Source organism: Pantoea sp. M_9, assembly GCF_008631385.1.
GTDB classification, from domain to species: Bacteria; Pseudomonadota; Gammaproteobacteria; order Enterobacterales; family Enterobacteriaceae; genus Pantoea; species Pantoea eucrina.
In genome coordinates, this window is the sequence record NZ_VWUF01000009.1 from 26,398 (window position 1) to 43,393 (window position 16,996).

Here is a 16,996-nt window from a genome sequence, read left to right on the forward strand (position 1 = left end):
CTCTTACCTTTCTTATCAATTAGTGGATGAGAATTACTGTATTAATATCTGGTACTGCAAAAACGGTATTAATGCAGTATTAAAGTGCGCGATTTGAATTGCGAGGGATAAATTAAGATATTTAGAATAAATATCATCATGGGATAAATCTTATTTTATTATGAATGCCAATGAACATCTTCCTGGCATTGGCTTTTTGATATAGATTCATTCCATCCCAAATGCAGAAAAATACGACAAACATTGGATATTCGGTACAGCTTTCTTGCAAAAAAGAGAGGGCGTGCCAGTAAACTTTTGTCTCGAATTCGGGTTGAAATCGTTTACATCCGCTGAAATTCGCACCAGATTTAATCAGAATTTTCCTGAATTTCTCTTCTAAATCCTGACGCGAGTCTCATTTTTCGGACCAGCCTGGTTTGAAGTTATTAATTTTTGTCAGGCCCACTGAGCGCTTGTTAATTCATTTCAAGGACGTTTTACCGCAAGGCAGTTGCTGTAAGTAATACTAAGGACCAGTCAATGAAATTGAGCGTAATGTCTAATGCCGTCTGGATGATGTCTGAAAAAGTCGTCTCGGTGTTTGGCGTCATCTTTGTCACCTCCTATGTGGCAAAATCGTTTGGCCCGACCATATTTGGCCAGATGGCATTTTCAGCTTCGCTATTCTCCATGGTGCAGACCGTGGCGATTTTCGGTACCGAAACCATCCTGTTTAAGCGCATCAGCAAAAGTGCGCCTAAAGGTCTGCGTCTCATGGCCGTGGCGCGCACCATGCGCCTCGCCTTGCTGCTGCTGACCTCTATTCCGGTCTTGATTTGGGTCTGGTACAACATGCAGGAGAATTTTCTCGCATTTGCGCTGGCCTCATTTATCTCCTCGGTATTTGTAACGCAGGACACTTTTAGCGTCTACAACAATGCGCGTCTCGCGTCGCGGCTCAATACGCTGGCTAACTCAGTGGGACTGCTGCTTGGCTTCGCGCTGAGCTTTACCATCGCGTGGCTGCATCTCAATCCGCTGTGGCTGACTGTATCCATCGTGGCGGTAACGCTGGTGCCTTATCTCATCAAGCGCATCAATTTTTACCGTGAGCATCAGGATATTGCGCCGCCGCAGCAGAAACGCACTACCTATCTGCGCTACCTGATGTATGCCGGTTTACCGCTGGCTATCTCCAGTATTTTTATCTCCGTGCAGGTGAAAGCGGCACAAATGTTTCTGGCCGGCATCGCCTCCGCCCGCGATCTGGGCCTGTTCGCCGCGGCCAACACCATTTCGGCTTCCTGGATTTTTATTCCGGTTGCCATCATCACTTCCTGCTTTTCGGAAATTTTCCGTGAGCGTGGAGCAGCCGCAATCAAACTCACCGCGCGGCTGAACGGCTATGTCATGGGAGTTTCATTGCTGTTATTGGCGGTGATCGCCATGTTTGGCGAGAAGATCATCATCGCGTTATATGGTCACGAGTACACACAATCGGGAAGTCTCGTTACGTTACTGTCGTTAGCAACCTGCTTTTCGGCAATGGGGACCGTAGCTTACCGCTACATGGTCAAAGAGGGCGGGTTTAACTATCTGCTGAAGAAGATCCTCTGCCTGATGGTTATCAGCCTGCCGCTCTCTTGGTGGCTGATCCAGGGCTACGGCATTATGGGTGCCGCCTGGAGCGTCTTCATCACTGAGCTGCTCTCCCTTACCGTAATGAATTACTTCTTTAAAAACGGCGTCATTCAAAAAATTCAGGTTTCCTCACTCAACTACAAAACCTACAAATGAGGTCAGATATGCTCAGGTTGAAAGAAGAACTCAGAAGAAGCGTTCAGTATTTTATCAAGAAGATGCCCTGGGCTACGCAGGATCGCATCTACTACTTCCGGAAATTCCGTAAGCTGCCTAATCTGCGCGAGCCAAAGGTGTTTAACGAGAAGGTGCTGTATCGCAAATTTGTGTATGGCGACTATCAAATCTATGGTCGCCTGTCGGACAAGTATTCAGTACGCGAATACATAGCTGAGAAGGTAGGCAGTGAGTATCTGATCCCGCTGGTTTACGAGACCAGCGATCCGCATTCGCTCCACACGCTGTCGCAGTGGAAGAACACTGTGATCAAGCCTAACCATGGTTCCAACATGGTTGAGATCCTGCTGGAAGAGCCGGATGCGCTGAAGAAGCAGCAGATCATCAGCGACTGTCATCGCTGGCTGAAAACGGACTTTGCGAATGAAGCGCGTGAGATCCACTATCGCTACATCAAGCCGCGGATTCTGGTAGAGCAGTACATTGGCGATGGCAAAAGTGCGCCGATTGACTACAAATTTCACATGTTCAACAAGCGCGATGGCAGTTTCGAATATGTGCTGCAGGTGATCTACAATCGCTGCAACCCGCTGTTGTCGATGAATTTTTACGTCAACAATCTGAACGAGGCGTATCACAAGATCCGCGATACCGGTCTGGATGTTGAGCCTATTCTGCCGCAGCTGCAGAAGGCGCTGGCGCTGAGTAAGACGCTGGCCAGCGATTTCGACTATGTCCGCGTTGACTGGTATATCCACGGTGAAGAGATCTACTTTGGTGAGCTGACCTTCACGCCGGGTGCCGGACTGGTAACGGGTCTGGACCGCGGGCTGGACCAGATGATGGGTGATATGTGGATTCAGGATCGTCGCGGTACGAAGAGACCGGGCGTTTCGGTTGCGGAAGTCGGTATTCCCGCCGTGTTGAAGAAAATTTGATCGCACAGCAATATAAAGAACCCCGCAGCGCGGGGTTTTTTATGCCTACTATTCAGGGTATTGGCCACTCAGTCGGCGCCTGACTCATCACATCGATAAAAGCCTGTTTGCTAATCTGCATAAAGTTGTGCACGTTCTCCATGCTCAGCGTAATACCCAGTAGTCCGGTCACAAACCAGCAGGACATCCCCACGCCAAGACCACCGCACAGCAGCGCCATAACCGGATGGCTCTTTTGCCGCAGTTTTATTTTCATCGAGCTGGCGAGAAACATCAGAACAGCGCTCAGAATACCCCAGCGCATTACCAGTAAACTGGTTGTTAACGTAGCCATTGACGCGAAACCTCTTCAAATCAGTAATATCCCTGACATTAACCGGACATCACTGACGGCAAAGAGCGCGTCAGGAAACGCTCTCACGTCGGATTAAGTGTGATTTGGATCACATTATATCAGCGGATTTGAAATTTTGAACAAATTTTGTACCCGCGAAGGCGGGCTGAGACGCGCAGTTAAGGCTGGAGGAGTGCGCCTGTAACAGGCGCGCTGATTACCGGACAGGGCAGCATTCACCGGTGGTGCGCTGGGCGAAGCTGTTCATATTGTCGCTGCAGTCAAAGCTAAGCAGACGAGGCCGCTGCGCAATCGCCTGACGACGCATGGCGTGACGATACGCCGTGGGCGTCTGCGAAAACTGCCGGCGGAACACGCGCGAAAAGGTTTGCTGCGAATCGTAACCATACTGCATAGCGATATCAAAAACCGGTCGCTGCGTCTGCAGCAGCGCTTCTGCCGCCATCGTCAGACGCCGTTCACGAATATAGCCACCCAGCGTCTGTTTCGTGACGGTACGGAACATACGCTGCAGATGCCATTTTGAGTAACCCGATTTTGCTGCCACATCATCAATCGACAGTGCTTTATCCAGATTCTGATCGATCCAGTTAGTCAGTGAATGAATGATTTCCTGTTGCATCATAGCCTCATCCTTCTGAAGGGGTATCACCCGGTGAGAAATTCGTACTTTTGATGGTGAGCGAGTATAGTTCCTCAAGTTAACTTGAGGTAAAGGCTGATGGTAAAAAAAGAGCGTAACTATCCAAAGCCGGTGCTGACGCCAGGAGAAGTGGCTAAACGTAGCGGCGTAGCGGTCTCGGCACTGCACTTTTATGAAACCAAAGGATTGATCTCCAGCACCCGTAATAATGGCAATCAGCGACGCTACAGCCGTGACGTGCTGCGTCGCGTGGCGATCATTAAAATTGCGCAGCGTATCGGTATTCCGCTGGCGACGGTGGGTGAGAGCCTGATGCATGTCCCGGCGAATAAACGGATGTCGACACAGGAGTGGGATGCGCTGACGCAGCACTGGCGTGAGGAGCTGGATAAACGCATTGAGACGCTGATGCGGCTGCGGAACGATCTGGATGGATGTATTGGCTGTGGCTGTTTGTCGATGCGCGACTGTCCGTTACGCAACCCCGGCGACCGGCTGGCGCAGCAGGGGTCAGGCGCCGTGCTGCTTGACCCGGAGCAGGGTGAGCAGGGGCGTTAATCCGCTATACTGGTGCGATACCTTTATCAGCAAGGAGCTGTACATGATCACCGTTCATCATCTGGAAAACTCCCGTTCGCATCGTGTGTTATGGCTGCTGGAAGAGCTGGCGGTACCGTATCAGATCAAACGTTATCAGCGGGAAAATACGATGCTGGCACCTGACGAGCTGAAGAAGGTGCATCCGCTGGGGAAATCACCGGTAATAACCGATGGCAACCGCGTTATTGCTGAATCCGGCGCCATTCTGGAGTATCTGCAGCTGAAGTATGACAGCGAGCAGCAGCTGACGCTGAGCAATGAAGATGAACAGATTCAGGGGCGCTACTGGCTGCATTATGCTGAGGGATCGCTGATGCCGCTGCTGATCATCAAGCTGGTTTTTGCGCAGCTAAGCAAAAAACCGGTTCCCTGGCTGCTGCGCCCGATCGGCAGCGCCATGCGTAAAGGCATGGAGAAAGCCTGGCTGAATAAGCAGCTGGCGTTGCATACCCGCGTGATTGAACAGCATTTAAGTCAGCATGCGTTTTTTGCCGGTCCGCGTTTCAGTATCGCTGATGTTCAGATGAGTTTTCCGCTGCTGGCGCTTCAGATGCGCGGCGGCCTGCACGATCGGCCTGCCACCACCCGCTGGCTGGAAGAGATGCAGCAGCGCGCCGCCTGGCAGCGGGCGCTGAAGCAGGGCGGCCCGATTAAATTCAGCGACTGACGCCGGCCCGGAATTCGATAATGGCGCCGCTCAGGGCGCCGATGCCGCCGCAGGGGGCGCATTAATGCGCCCCGGAGCGAATAATTACCGCGGGCCAGGGCGCCATTAATGGCGCCCCTACAAAACCGTATGCGCCCAAAATCCGGTAATCTTAGGGGGCGCATTAATGCGCCCCGGATCGAATAACCGCGCCGCCCAGGGCGCCACTAATGGCGCCCCTACAAAACCCGTATGCGGCCTGGAATCCGGTAATCGCGCGGGCCAGGGCGCCATTAATGGCGCCCCTACAAAACCGTATGCGCCCAAAATACGGTAATCGTAGGGGGCGCATTAATGCGCCCCGGATCGAATAACCGCGCCGCCCAGGGCGCCATTAATGGCGCCCCTACAAAACCGCTGCGGCCCGGAATCCGGTAATCGCGCGGGCCAGGGCGCCATTAATGGCGCCCCTACAAAACCGCTGCGGCCCGGAATCCGGTAATCGCGCGGGCCAGGGCGCCATTAATGGCGCCCCTGCAAAACCTGTATGCGTCCCGAATCGAATAATCACCGCGGGGCCAGGGCGCCATTAATGGCGCCCCTACAAAACCCGTATGCGGCCTGGAATCCGATAACCGCGTGGGCCAGGGCGCCATTAATGGCGCCCCTACAAAACCGTATGTGGCCCGGAATCCGATAACTACGCGGGCCAGGGCGCCGATGCCGCCGTAGGGGGCGCATTAATGCGCCCCAAATTGATCCGCCGTCACCGCAGACGTGCTTTCTCCAGCCCGGTGACGATTAACAGTTGAAAACGTCACCCCAAACGCCAGATAATCGCCTGCCATTTTATCTCCCCCTCTTTGACGGGAAGTACATAGCTGCGTAATCGTTTGCGCCTCTTTTCTCTTTGAGAAATCCCCACCAGGGTGATGCGTAAGCGGCAGCTGTGCGGCGACTTACATCTAAAATATGCAGAGGAATAATTATGTCTGGCGACTCACGCCCGGCCAGTGGAAAACTGGACGCCTGGTTCCACATTTCAGCACGCGGCAGCAACGTGCGGCAGGAAGTGCTGGCGGGGCTGACCACCTTTCTGGCCATGGTCTACTCGGTTATTGTAGTACCGGGCATGCTTGGTAAAGCGGGCTTTTCCCCGACGGCGGTATTTGTTGCCACCTGCCTGGTCGCCGGGTTTGGCTCCCTGCTGATGGGACTCTGGGCCAATCTGCCGCTGGCTATCGGCTGTGCTATCTCGCTGACCGCCTTCACTGCATTCAGCCTGGTGCTTGGGCAGCACATCAGCGTACCGGTCGCGCTGGGCGCCGTATTCCTGATGGGATTACTGTTTACGTTTATCTCGGTAACCGGTATCCGCGCCTGGATTTTACGCAACCTGCCGATGGGCGTGGCGCACGGTACCGGGGTTGGGATCGGCCTGTTTTTACTGCTGATTGCAGCAGACGGTATTGGTCTGGTAGTGAAAAATCCGGCCGCAGGCCTGCCGGTGGCGCTGGGCGATTTCACCGCGTTTCCGGTCATCATGTCGCTGGTGGGTCTGGCGGCAATCTTTGGCCTGGAAAAACGTCGCGTACCCGGCGGGATCCTGCTGACTATACTGGCTATCTCACTGATTGGGCTTGTGTTTGATCCGGCGGTGACCTGGCAGGGGCTGTTTGCGATGCCAAGTCTGAAGGATGTCAGCGGTCAGTCAGCGATGTTCAGTCTGGATATCGCAGGCGCGCTGCAGCCAGCCGTACTGCCCAGCGTCCTGGCGCTGGTCATGACGGCGGTATTTGATGCGACCGGCACCATTCGTGCGGTTGCCGGGCAGGCCAATCTGCTCGATAAAGAAGGGCAGATCCTCAATGGCGGCCGGGCGCTGACCAGCGACTCCCTCAGCAGCCTGTTTGCCGGCCTGGTCGGTGCGTCTCCGGCAGCGGTCTATATTGAATCAGCAGCCGGTACGGCAGCGGGTGGCAAAACCGGCTTAACCGCTATCGTCGTGGGCGTACTGTTTCTGCTGATGCTGTTCATGTCGCCGCTTGCCGGTCTGGTGCCGGTCTATGCGACCGCGCCGGCGCTGATGTATGTCGGGTTACTGATGCTGAGCAACGTGGCAAAAATTGATTTCAGCGATTTTGTCGATGCCATGTCAGGCCTGCTGACCGCGGTGTTTATTGTGCTGACCTGTAACATCGTGACCGGCATTATGCTGGGCTTCGCCTCGCTGGTGATTGGCCGTCTGTTTGCCGGGGAGTGGCGCAAACTTAACGCGGGAACGGTGGCGATCGCTGTCGCACTGGTCACCTTTTATGCGGCAGGCTGGGCTATCTGACCACAGGCTCCAGTAATTTCCAGATAATCCCCTGACTTTGCCAGCGCCGCACATCGGGTCCCCCTATGTGCGGCGTTTTGTTTTACACTTTTTAGCGTAACGACCCTCGCTTTTAACCATTTCGATTCGCCTAAGGAAAGCATGGAAATCTTTTTTACTATTCTCATTATGACGCTGGTGGTCTCACTCTCCGGCGTCGCGGCAAGAATCCTGCCGTTTCAAATTCCGCTGCCGCTGGTGCAGATCGCAGCGGGTGCCTTACTTGCCTGGCCCACGTTTGGCCTGCACGTTGATTTCGATCCGGAACTCTTTCTGGTGCTGTTTATCCCGCCGCTGCTGTTTGCTGACGGCTGGAAGACGCCTATCAATGAGTTTCTGAGCCACGGTCGCGAGATCCTCGGGCTGGCGCTGGTACTGGTGCTGATCACCGTGGTCGGTATCGGCTACCTGATCTACTGGCTGGTACCGGGTATTCCGCTGATCCCGGCTTTTGCGCTGGCGGCCGTGCTGTCACCGACCGACGCCGTGGCGCTGTCGGGTATCGTTGGCGAAGGACGCATTCCAAAGAAAATCATGTCGATTGTGCAGGGTGAGGCGCTGATGAACGACGCCTCTGGCCTGGTATCGCTGAAGTTCGCGGTCGCCGTGGCGATGGGCACTATGGTCTTTACCTGGGGCGGCGCCAGCGTGGAGTTTCTTAAAGTGGCCATTGGCGGACTGATTGCCGGCGTGGCCGTTTGCTGGCTCTATGGCCGCTCACTGCGCCTGCTGAGCCGCTGGAGCGGAGACGATCCGGCGACGCAGACCGTGCTGCTGCTGCTGCTGCCGTTTGCCTCCTACCTGATTGCTGAACACCTCGGCGTCTCCGGTATCCTTGCCGCCGTCGCGGCCGGGATGACCATCACCCGCTCCGGTATCATCCGTCAGGCGCCGCTGGCGATGCGCCTGCGTGCAAACAGCGTCTGGCAGATGCTGGAGTTTGTGTTCAACGGCATGGTGTTCCTGATGCTCGGCCTGCAGCTGCCGGATATTCTTGCGACGTCCGTTGAGCAGGCGAATGCCGATCCCAACGTCGAGCTGTGGATGCTGTTTACCGATGTCGCGCTGGTATATGCGGCGCTAATGATTGTGCGTTTCGGCTGGCTCTGGATCATGAAGCGCGCCAGTATGCGCCTGCTGAAGAAAAAACCGCTGGAATTCTCAAACTACTCGCTGCGCGAGCTGCTGATTGCCTCTTTTGCGGGCGTACGCGGTGCGATTACGCTGGCGGGCGTGCTCTCTATTCCGCTGTTTCTCAGCAATGGCGAGCCCTTCCCGGCGCGTTATGAACTGGTATTCATCGCCACCGGCGTGATCCTCTTCTCCCTGTTTGTTGGCGTTATCCTGCTGCCTCTCCTGCTGCGCGGTATCGACAGCCATGATAAAGCAGGCCACCGTCATGAACTGCAGCATGCGCGAGCCGCGATGGCGGGTGTGGCGATTGAAAGCCTGCATAAGATGGAGCAGCGGCTGGAGAGTGATACCGAAGAGAATATCGATCCGGAGCTGCTTAAAGAGGTCAGCCTGAGGGTGATTGGCAATCTGCGCCGCCGCGTGGATGGCAAGGATGACGTGGATCAGGCGCTGTTTGCTGAGAATCTGGAGCGTCGTTTCCGTCTGACCGCGCTGCGCGCCGAGCGTGCTGAAGTCTATCACCTGCGCGCAACACAGCAGATTTCTAACGAAACGATGCAGCGCCTGCTGCGCGATCTCGATCTGCTGGAAGCGCTGCTGATTGAGAAAGAGGAGTAACCGCCTTTGAATGCCGCCGCGTCTCACACCTGCAGACGCGGCGCATCATCCGGCCAGTGTGTGCGGCAGCAGCTGATCCAGGCTTCCGCACTGCGCGACAAATAGCTCCCTTCCCGCCAGATCAATCCGATACGCCACTCCAGCGCAGATGCCAGCGGCAGCCATGCCAGCGACTGCGGATCCAGCCGCTGACAGATAGGTTCCGGCAGTACGGCTACGCCCATCCCCGCCTGCACCATCGCAGCCAGAAAATCCCACTGACCGCTGCGCAGCGCAATCTGAGGCGTTATGCCTTCACGCTGAAACGCCTGCATCAGCTGCCGGTTAAGGGCAAACTCTTCATTCAGGATCAGCAGTGGATGCTGCGCCAGTTCTGCCAGCGTCAGATGCGGACGGGCGTGCCAGGCCGCGCTGCGCGATACCAGCACGCAGAGCGGATGGCGCATCAGCTCCAGCGTGTTAAGCGGTAAACCGGGCTCAACCGGCAGGGCGGTAAGCGCAATATCCAGCGCGCCGCTCAGCACCGCCTGCTGTGCGGTCAGCCCGCCTGATTCTGCAATATGCAGCTGCACGCCAGGATAGCGGCGCTGAAATGCTGAAATTGAGCCGGCAATCTGCATACCCACCATCGGCGGAATACCCAGGCGCAGTTCACCGGTTTTCAGCTGATTAATATCACCAATCTGCGCCTCCAGCTGATGAAACTCCTGCAGGATCGCGAGACCGCGCTGGTAAACCGCCTGACCGCTGTCAGTGAGATGCAGACGGCGCCCCTCCCGCCGCAGCAGTGCGCACCCCAGCTCCTCTTCCAGCTGGCGCACCATTTTGCTGATAGTGGGCTGCGTCACATAGAGCTGCTCTGCTGCACGGGTAAAGCTCTGCTGCTGTACTACGGCGACAAAATAGCGCAGGGCGCGTATATCCATGATCATTCCTTAATGGCATAGTCCGGATGATTTTAATTCATTTCTTTCACGGTTAGCGGCAGATTTATACTGCATTTCTCATATTTATTACCGGAGATCGCCATGGCTGCCGCCATCAATCCGCGCCCCCGTCTGTTACAACATCTGATACTGCCGCTGCAGCTGCTGCTTTATATCGGGCTATTCAGCGTCTGCGATCTTCTGGTGCGCTGGCTGCATCTGCCGCTGCCGGCAAATGTACTCGGCATGGTTGTGCTGCTGTTATTGATTGTGTTGCGCGTGTTGCCGCTGGGCTGGGTCCGTGCCGGGGCAAACTGGCTGCTGGCTGAAATGCTGCTGTTTTTTATTCCGGCGGTGGTGGCGGTAGTCAATTACAGCGATCTGCTGCGCAGTGAGGGATGGCGTATTTTTATCGTGATTGCGATCAGCACGCTGCTGGTGCTGGCGGTCACATCGCTGGTGGTTGATCGCCTCTACCGGTTTGAAATGGCGCGTGCGGCACGCAGGCAGGATATCCATGAGTAACGCCATCATCAGTCTGCTCTGTCTGGCATTCACCCTGCTGGTCTATTACCTCAACAAGCGTCTCTACCGGCGCTGGCGGCGACTGATGCTGATGCCGCTGGTGCTGACGCCGCTGGTACTGGTCGGCCTGCTGCTTATTACGCATATCAGCTGGCAAAACTATATTGCGGAGAGTCACTGGCTGCTCTGGCTGCTGGGACCCGCCACGCTGGCATTTGCTGTGCCGGTATACGAAAACATGGCGCTCATCCGGCGTCACTGGCTGTCGCTGAGCGCAGGGGTCCTGTGCGCTACCACGGTTGCCGTCTGCAGCTCAGTCTGGCTGGCGCGGTTACTGGCGCTGCCGGAGAGTATTCAGCGTAGTCTGGCCGTGCGTTCAATCACCACGCCATTTGCGCTGGCCGCCGCCGGTCCGATGGGCGGACAGCCCGATCTGGTGGCGCTGTTTGTGGTGATCACAGGCGTATTTGGCATGGCGGCAGGGGATATTCTTTTTCTGCGCATCGCGATAAAACAGGGAGTGGCGAAAGGCGCCGGGCTGGGTGCCGCCTCTCACGGTGCCGGAACTGCGCGCGCCTATCAGATTGGTCAGCAGGAGGGCGTGGTATCCAGCCTGGTGATGATGCTTTCGGGCGTCGTCACGGTTCTGCTGGCACCGCTTCTGAGCCATCTGCTGTGGCACGCATGACACGTTTATCGATAAATCGTTCCCGTTGTAATTTAATTTTACGTAAAGGTTTCCAATAAAAGTTGTGTCTGACGACTATGCTAACTACTCTTTGCGCCGACTTATTTTTTACTTCATGGAGTGGATTAGCATGATCAAGCAACTTGTTACCGGAAGCGTTTTGGGCCTTGCATTGCTGAGCGGTAGCGTACAGGCGATTGAGGGCAGTGTTGACGTGGGTGAGCACAGCACCAACCTGAACCTTGGCCTCGGTACCACCTCTCCGGGTCTGTTTCTGAAAGGTAACTGGCTGCGCAGCGACCATGACGGCAGCACCTACGGTGCAGGCCTGGGCTATAACATCGATGTTGGCGATCTGCGCGTCGCGCCGACGGCAAAAGCGCTGTTTACACATCCGGAAGATGGCCGTGATGGCTTCACCATCGCCGTGGGTGCAGGCGCACAGTACAGCTTCAACAGCATGTGGGGCCTGTATGGTGAATATTACTATGCGCCAGAGGCGTTTTCCGATCGTCTGGACAGCTATCAGGAAGCGTCAGGCGGCCTGAGCTTTACGCCAGTTTCACTGCTGAACCTGCGCGTGGGCTACCAGTATATCGAGCTGAACAACAAAGGCAGCCGCAAAGATAACGTGCTGGTAGATGGCCCATACGTAGGTGCCTCACTCCGCTTCTGATCTGCCGCTGCAAACCAGGGGCGCATTAATGCGCCCCCTACATCATCCCTGTAGGGGCGCCATTTATGGCGCCCTGGCCGACGTCCGCACCGGTTCCGATGACGTCATTTATGGCACCCGTGTTAATTCCCGCCCGTGACTGAATGACGCCATTTATGGCGGTTGATGCGGCGTGCGCAATAAACCAGGGGCGCATTAATGCGCCCCCTACATCACCCCGTAGGGGCGCCATTCATGGCGCCCTGGTCGACGTCCGCACCGGTTCCGATGACGTCATTTATGGCGCCCGTGTTAATTCCCGCACGTAACTGAATGACGCCATTTATGGCGGTTGATACCGCGCGCGCAATAAACCAGGGGCGCATTAATGCGCCCCCTACATCATCCCCGTAGGGGCGCCANATGACGCCATTTATGGCGGTTGATACCGCGCGCGCAATAAACCAGGGGCGCATTAATGCGCCCCCTACATCATCCCCGTAGGGGCGCCATTTATGGCGCCCTGGTCGACGTCCGCATCGGTTCCGATGACGCCATTTATGGCGGTTGATACCGCGCGCGCAATAAACCAGGGGCGCATAAATGCGCCCCCTACGTTACCCCGTAGGGGCGCCATTTATGGCGCCCTGGTCGACGTCCGCACCGGTTCCGATGACGTCATTTATGGCGCCCTGTTCGACGTCCGCACCGGCCCCGATGACGTCATGTATGGCGACCGTGTTGAACCTGATGCGCCTGCGATCAGTGTGATTTCCCCTGTGAAATACCGATACCGGTTTGCGAACGAATAAACTGTCCGCGGAACCGTGCGCGCTCCTGTGCGCCCTGAGCGGAGTGATCGGTGATGGAAAAGAACCAGGTGCAGACAAAAGCGACCAGCATGGAGAACAGCGCCGGGTACTCGTAAGGATAGATCGGCGTAGCGTGACCCAGCACCTGAACCCAGACGGTAGGACCCAGAATCATCAGCACCACCGCCGTCAGCAGTCCCAGCCAGCCGCCCACCATCGCGCCGCGTGTGGTGAGCTTCGACCAGTACATGGAGAGCAAAATAATCGGGAAATTGCAGCTGGCGGCAATAGAGAAGGCCAGACCGACCATAAAGGCGATGTTCTGCTTCTCAAACAGGATCCCCAGCGCAATGGCAACCACACCCAGCACCAGCACGGTAATTTTAGAGACGCGCAGCTCTTCACGCTCCGTTGCCTGACCTTTGCGGATCACGCTGGCGTAGAGATCGTGCGACACTGCCGACGCGCCCGCCAGCGTCAGTCCGGCGACAACGGCCAGAATCGTGGCGAAAGCCACCGCCGAGATAAAGCCGAGGAACAGGCTGCCGCCTACCGCATTCGACAGATGCACCGCTGCCATATTGGTGCCGCCAATCAGGGCGCCGCTGGCGTCTTTAAACAGCGGGTTTGCACCTACCAGCAGAATCGCACCAAAGCCGATAATAAAGGTCAGGAAATAGAAGTAACCCATAAAGCCGGTGGCCCAGAACACGCTTTTACGCGCCTCGCGCGCATCCGCCACGGTAAAGAAGCGCATCAGAATATGTGGCAGTCCCGCCGTACCAAACATCAGCCCCAGCCCCAGCGACAGGGCGGAGATAGGATCTTTCACCAGCCCGCCGGGCTGCATAATCGCCGCGCCTTTAGGGTGGACCGCCATCGCCTCCGTAAACAGCGTATTAAAGCTAAAACCGGTGGCTTTCATTACCATAATCGCCATGAAGCTGGCACCGAACAGCAGCAGCACCGCTTTAATGATCTGCACCCAGGTGGTCGCGAGCATGCCGCCGAACAGAACATAGAGCACCATCAGAATGCCAACCAGCACCACGGCGATATGATAATCAAGGCCGAACAGCAGCTGGATAAGCTTGCCGGCTCCCACCATCTGTGCAATCAGATAGAGCGCAACCACCACCAGCGAACCGCAGGCGGAGAGGGTGCGGATCGGTTTCTGCTGCAGCCGATAGGAGGCGACATCGGCAAAGGTATAGCGTCCGAGATTGCGCAACCGCTCAGCGATCAGAAACAGGATCATCGGCCAGCCGACGAGAAAGCCGAGCGAATAGATCAGTCCGTCATAGCCCGAGGTATAGACCAGCGCGGAGATACCGAGAAATGAGGCGGCTGACATAAAATCGCCCGCCATCGCCAGGCCATTCTGGAAGCCGGTAATATTGCCGCCTGCGGTGTAGTAGTCGCTGCGTGAGCGGGTACGCTTTGATGCCCACCAGGTAATACCCAGCGTGAACGCGACAAACACCACAAACATGATTATCGCTTCATAGTTGGTCGCCTGCTGCTGGACGTCGCCGGTCAGCGCATCGGCCGCCAGTACGCCCGCTGGCGCCAGCGCCAGCAGAATCGGGAGCGCGCGCTTCATGATTTTACCTCGCTGACGATCTGTTTGGTCAGGCGATCAAACTCGCCATTTGCGCGCCAGACATAGACGCCGGTAAGCAGAAAAGAGACCACAATCAGGCCCACGCCAATCGGAATACCGCGCGTCACATTGGTACCGGCATGCAGCGGCGTGCCGAGCCAGCCGGGCGCAAACGCGATCAGCAGGATAAACCCGACATACAGGACCAGCATAATAATGCTCAGCAGCAGCGCAAAAGCCTGGCGCTTGTGAACCAGCTCCTGAAAACGGGGGTTATTTTCTATTTGTTGCCAGACGGCTTCCTGTTGATTCAGGGTGTCATTCATCACAGTTTCTCCAGAGGCAAAGCAGACGGAAATCTCACATTAATGTGATTTAACGGATTGAATATTCTGGTTATCAGGGTTGTGCGATGGTGAACAGCATACGGCGTAAGGTGAACTAACGGAGAGAAGCCTGCCGGGGACAGGCTGATGCTCTCCGCTGATAAGGGCAACGATTACGGCATGGCGATCGACTGCTTCTCCTCCAGTAATTTCTCTACTACACCTGGATCGGCCAGCGTAGAGGTATCGCCAAAGTTGCTGGTATCGCCCGCTGCAATTTTGCGCAGAATACGTCGCATAATTTTACCGGAGCGGGTTTTCGGCAGCGAGTCGGTCCAGTGCAGCACGTCCGGCGTGGCGATAGGGCCAATCTCTTTGCGTACCCAGTTGCGCACTTCCGTATACAGCTCCGCTGACGGCTCTTCGCCCTGATTCAGGGTGATATAGGCGTAAATAGCCTGCCCTTTAATGCTGTGCGGAATACCGACCACGGCCGCTTCAGCAATTTTCGGATGTGAAACCAGCGCGGACTCAATCTCTGCCGTGCCCAGCCGGTGTCCGGAAACGTTCAGGACATCATCCACGCGTCCGGTGATCCAGTAGTAGCCATCTTCATCGCGTCGCGCGCCGTCACCGCTGAAGTAGCGATGCTTAAACGTGGAGAAGTAGGTCTGTTCAAAGCGTTCATGATCGCCAAACAGCGTGCGCGCCTGACCAGGCCAGGAATCATTAATAACCAGATTACCCTCGGTTGCGCCCTCAAGCTGATTGCCTTCGTTATCCACCAGCGCCGGCTGTACGCCGAAGAACGGTTTGGTGGCCGAGCCCGCTTTCAGCTCGGTTGCGCCCGGCAGCGGCGTGATCATAAAGCCGCCGGTTTCAGTCTGCCACCAGGTATCGACAATCGGACAGCGGCTGTCGCCAATCTTTTTGTAATACCACTCCCAGGCTTCCGGATTGATCGGCTCACCCACGGAGCCCATGATGCGCAGGCTGCTGCGTCGGGTGCCTTCAATCGCCCGGTCGCCTTCGGCCATCAGCGCGCGAATCGCGGTGGGTGCCGTATAGAGCAGGGTAACGTTGTGCTTGTCGACGACTTCCGCCATCCGGCTCGGCTTCGGCCAGTTGGGCACCCCTTCAAACATCAGCGTGGTTGCGCCGCAGGCCAGCGGCCCATAGAGCAGATAGCTGTGACCGGTGATCCAGCCGACGTCTGCGGTGCACCAGTAAACGTCGTCGTCATGGTAATCAAAGACATATTTAAAGGTGCTGGCCGCATAGACCAGATAGCCGCCGGTGGTATGCAATACGCCTTTTGGCTTGCCGGTCGAACCGGAGGTGTACAGAATAAACAGCGGATGTTCCGCTTCAACCGCCACCGCTTCGTGCTCTGCGCTGGCCTGGCTGACCAGATCGTGCCACCAGAGATCGCGTCCCTCATGCCACTCTGTATTTTTTCCGGTGCGCTGAAATACGATCACATTCTTTACGCTGGTCACCAGCGGATTAGCCAGCGCGTCATCAACATTCTTTTTCAGCGGGATGGCGCGTCCGGCGCGGATACCTTCATCCGCCGTGATCACCAGCTTCGCGTTGCTGTCGACCACGCGTCCCGCCACGGCTTCCGGCGAAAAGCCGCCAAAAATCACCGAGTGCACGGCGCCAATGCGCGCGCAGGCCAGCATGGCAACAGCGGCCTCCGGCACCATCGGCATATAAATGGCCACCACATCGCCTTTTTTAATCTCAAGCTGCGTTAATACATTTGCCATACGGCAGACGTCAGCGTGCAGCTCACGGAAAGTCAGCGTTTTACTTTCACTGGCGTCATCCCCTTCCCAGATAATGGCCGGACGATCGCCCCGCGTTGCCAGATGGCGATCCAGGCAGTTAGCCGCAAGATTCAGCATGCCATCTTCATACCAGCGAATAGAGATGTTGCCCGGCGCAAACGAGGTATTTTTCACCGTGCTGTAAGGCGTGATCCAGTCGAGAATTTTTCCCTGCTCACCCCAGAAAGTGTCAGGATCGTCCACGGACTGCTGATAGCGTGCCGCATACTCGTCGGCATTAATCAGGGCGTTCGCTGCAATGGCAGCGGGTACAGGATGCTTGTGAATTTGGCTCATGGCTGACCTCCTTGAAGATGTTAATCATATGTCAATCAAAGGTTAATTGAAGAGGGGGCCAGGGCTTTGTTTCGGTTTTGCAGTCTGGATCACGGCCTGCCGGCACGCGGTAAAGGGCGTAAAAACGGCGCTTTTTGCGGCAAAAAAACGGCGTACTGAAAGCGGCATTCAGCAGGCAATAGATGTTTTGTGATTAAATGTTAGGCAAACGCGCCGGGCGG

General features: G+C 56.1%; 15 protein-coding genes. 9 read left to right on the forward strand and 6 right to left on the reverse strand.

The annotated features are described in order from the left end of the window. The first annotated feature begins 522 nt into the window (after positions 1–522). Together F3I15_RS13165 and F3I15_RS13170 are read left to right on the forward strand one after the other, a co-directional pair. Positions 523–1,779 (forward strand): polysaccharide biosynthesis C-terminal domain-containing protein, encoded by a 1,257-nt coding sequence (locus F3I15_RS13165; RefSeq protein ID WP_039382019.1) that lies wholly within the window; start codon positions 523–525, stop codon positions 1,777–1,779. 8 nt (positions 1,780–1,787) lie between these two features. After that, on the forward strand, positions 1,788–2,738 hold the full coding sequence (locus F3I15_RS13170) for an ATP-grasp fold amidoligase family protein (protein WP_039382021.1): 951 nt from the start codon (positions 1,788–1,790) through the stop codon (positions 2,736–2,738). Positions 2,739–2,790: 52 nt separating this feature from the next. On the opposite strand, the gene F3I15_RS13175 is transcribed toward F3I15_RS13170, so the two are convergent. Beyond that, a complete protein-coding gene (locus F3I15_RS13175; protein ID WP_150018217.1) occupies positions 2,791–3,072 on the reverse strand; it encodes a YjcB family protein in 282 nt (93 codons plus the stop codon). Between the two features lie 217 nt (positions 3,073–3,289). Then, positions 3,290–3,718 (reverse strand): superoxide response transcriptional regulator SoxS, encoded by a 429-nt coding sequence (soxS, locus tag F3I15_RS13180; RefSeq protein ID WP_039382026.1) that lies wholly within the window; start codon positions 3,716–3,718, stop codon positions 3,290–3,292. Positions 3,719–3,814: 96 nt separating this feature from the next. On the opposite strand from soxS, the gene soxR reads away from it, so the two are divergent. From soxR to F3I15_RS13200, 4 genes are all read left to right on the forward strand, one after another. Next, complete coding sequence (soxR, locus tag F3I15_RS13185) at positions 3,815–4,294, forward strand: redox-sensitive transcriptional activator SoxR (protein WP_150018218.1); 480 nt, start codon at positions 3,815–3,817, stop codon at positions 4,292–4,294. Between the two features lie 43 nt (positions 4,295–4,337). Continuing rightward, positions 4,338–5,003, forward strand: coding sequence for a glutathione S-transferase family protein (locus F3I15_RS13190; protein ID WP_150018219.1), 666 nt, complete (start codon positions 4,338–4,340; stop codon positions 5,001–5,003). A gap of 967 nt (positions 5,004–5,970) precedes the next feature. Then, positions 5,971–7,320, forward strand: a complete 1,350-nt coding sequence (locus F3I15_RS13195; RefSeq protein ID WP_150018220.1) for an NCS2 family permease — start codon at positions 5,971–5,973, stop codon at positions 7,318–7,320. Positions 7,321–7,461: 141 nt separating this feature from the next. After that, positions 7,462–9,111 (forward strand): Na+/H+ antiporter, encoded by a 1,650-nt coding sequence (locus F3I15_RS13200; protein ID WP_039382034.1) that lies wholly within the window; start codon positions 7,462–7,464, stop codon positions 9,109–9,111. Positions 9,112–9,134: 23 nt separating this feature from the next. Here F3I15_RS13200 and F3I15_RS13205 read toward each other — a convergent pair whose 3' ends face one another. Next, complete coding sequence (locus F3I15_RS13205; RefSeq protein ID WP_150018221.1) at positions 9,135–10,037, reverse strand: LysR family transcriptional regulator; 903 nt, start codon at positions 10,035–10,037, stop codon at positions 9,135–9,137. A gap of 102 nt (positions 10,038–10,139) precedes the next feature. On the opposite strand from F3I15_RS13205, the gene F3I15_RS13210 reads away from it, so the two are divergent. The 3 genes from F3I15_RS13210 (at position 10,140) to F3I15_RS13220 (ending at position 11,926) form a co-directional block, all read left to right on the forward strand. Next, positions 10,140–10,562, forward strand: a complete 423-nt coding sequence (locus tag F3I15_RS13210) for a CidA/LrgA family protein (protein WP_039382038.1) — start codon at positions 10,140–10,142, stop codon at positions 10,560–10,562. After that, entirely contained in the window at positions 10,555–11,250 is a 696-nt protein-coding gene (locus F3I15_RS13215; RefSeq protein ID WP_150018222.1) for an LrgB family protein, read from the forward strand. Before F3I15_RS13210 ends, F3I15_RS13215 begins: the two co-directional genes overlap by 8 nt. 130 nt (positions 11,251–11,380) lie before the next feature. Continuing rightward, the gene (locus F3I15_RS13220) at positions 11,381–11,926 is read left to right on the forward strand and encodes a YfaZ family outer membrane protein (RefSeq protein ID WP_039382044.1); all 546 of its coding nucleotides are present in this window, start codon (positions 11,381–11,383) and stop codon (positions 11,924–11,926) included. A gap of 741 nt (positions 11,927–12,667) precedes the next feature. Here F3I15_RS13220 and F3I15_RS13225 read toward each other — a convergent pair. The 3 genes from F3I15_RS13225 to acs all read right to left on the reverse strand — a co-directional run bounded on the left by F3I15_RS13225 (position 12,668) and on the right by acs (position 16,775). After that, on the reverse strand, positions 12,668–14,320 hold the full coding sequence (locus F3I15_RS13225; protein WP_150018223.1) for a cation acetate symporter: 1,653 nt from the start codon (positions 14,318–14,320) through the stop codon (positions 12,668–12,670). Then, positions 14,317–14,646: a DUF485 domain-containing protein gene (locus F3I15_RS13230; protein WP_039382048.1), complete on the reverse strand. Its 330-nt coding sequence runs from the start codon at positions 14,644–14,646 to the stop codon at positions 14,317–14,319. The genes F3I15_RS13225 and F3I15_RS13230 overlap by 4 nt, the downstream gene beginning before the upstream one ends. 173 nt (positions 14,647–14,819) lie before the next feature. Next, positions 14,820–16,775, reverse strand: a complete 1,956-nt coding sequence (gene acs, locus F3I15_RS13235) for an acetate--CoA ligase (RefSeq protein WP_150018224.1) — start codon at positions 16,773–16,775, stop codon at positions 14,820–14,822. Positions 16,776–16,996 lie beyond the last annotated feature (221 nt).

Bases quoted from the DNA above. Each gene is read 5' to 3' on its own strand.
- F3I15_RS13165 (WP_039382019.1), top strand. From the start codon at position 523: ATGAAATTGAGCGTAATGTCTAATGCCGTCTGGATGATGTCTGAAAAA.
- F3I15_RS13170 (WP_039382021.1), top strand. From the start codon at position 1,788: ATGCTCAGGTTGAAAGAAGAACTCAGAAGAAGCGTTCAGTATTTTATC.
- F3I15_RS13175 (WP_150018217.1), bottom strand. From the start codon at position 3,072: ATGGCTACGTTAACAACCAGTTTACTGGTAATGCGCTGGGGTATTCTG.
- soxS (WP_039382026.1), bottom strand. From the start codon at position 3,718: ATGATGCAACAGGAAATCATTCATTCACTGACTAACTGGATCGATCAG.
- soxR (WP_150018218.1), top strand. From the start codon at position 3,815: ATGGTAAAAAAAGAGCGTAACTATCCAAAGCCGGTGCTGACGCCAGGA.
- F3I15_RS13190 (WP_150018219.1), top strand. From the start codon at position 4,338: ATGATCACCGTTCATCATCTGGAAAACTCCCGTTCGCATCGTGTGTTA.
- F3I15_RS13195 (WP_150018220.1), top strand. From the start codon at position 5,971: ATGTCTGGCGACTCACGCCCGGCCAGTGGAAAACTGGACGCCTGGTTC.
- F3I15_RS13200 (WP_039382034.1), top strand. From the start codon at position 7,462: ATGGAAATCTTTTTTACTATTCTCATTATGACGCTGGTGGTCTCACTC.
- F3I15_RS13205 (WP_150018221.1), bottom strand. From the start codon at position 10,037: ATGGATATACGCGCCCTGCGCTATTTTGTCGCCGTAGTACAGCAGCAG.
- F3I15_RS13210 (WP_039382038.1), top strand. From the start codon at position 10,140: ATGGCTGCCGCCATCAATCCGCGCCCCCGTCTGTTACAACATCTGATA.
- F3I15_RS13215 (WP_150018222.1), top strand. From the start codon at position 10,555: ATGAGTAACGCCATCATCAGTCTGCTCTGTCTGGCATTCACCCTGCTG.
- F3I15_RS13220 (WP_039382044.1), top strand. From the start codon at position 11,381: ATGATCAAGCAACTTGTTACCGGAAGCGTTTTGGGCCTTGCATTGCTG.
- F3I15_RS13225 (WP_150018223.1), bottom strand. From the start codon at position 14,320: ATGAAGCGCGCGCTCCCGATTCTGCTGGCGCTGGCGCCAGCGGGCGTA.
- F3I15_RS13230 (WP_039382048.1), bottom strand. From the start codon at position 14,646: ATGAATGACACCCTGAATCAACAGGAAGCCGTCTGGCAACAAATAGAA.
- acs (WP_150018224.1), bottom strand. From the start codon at position 16,775: ATGAGCCAAATTCACAAGCATCCTGTACCCGCTGCCATTGCAGCGAAC.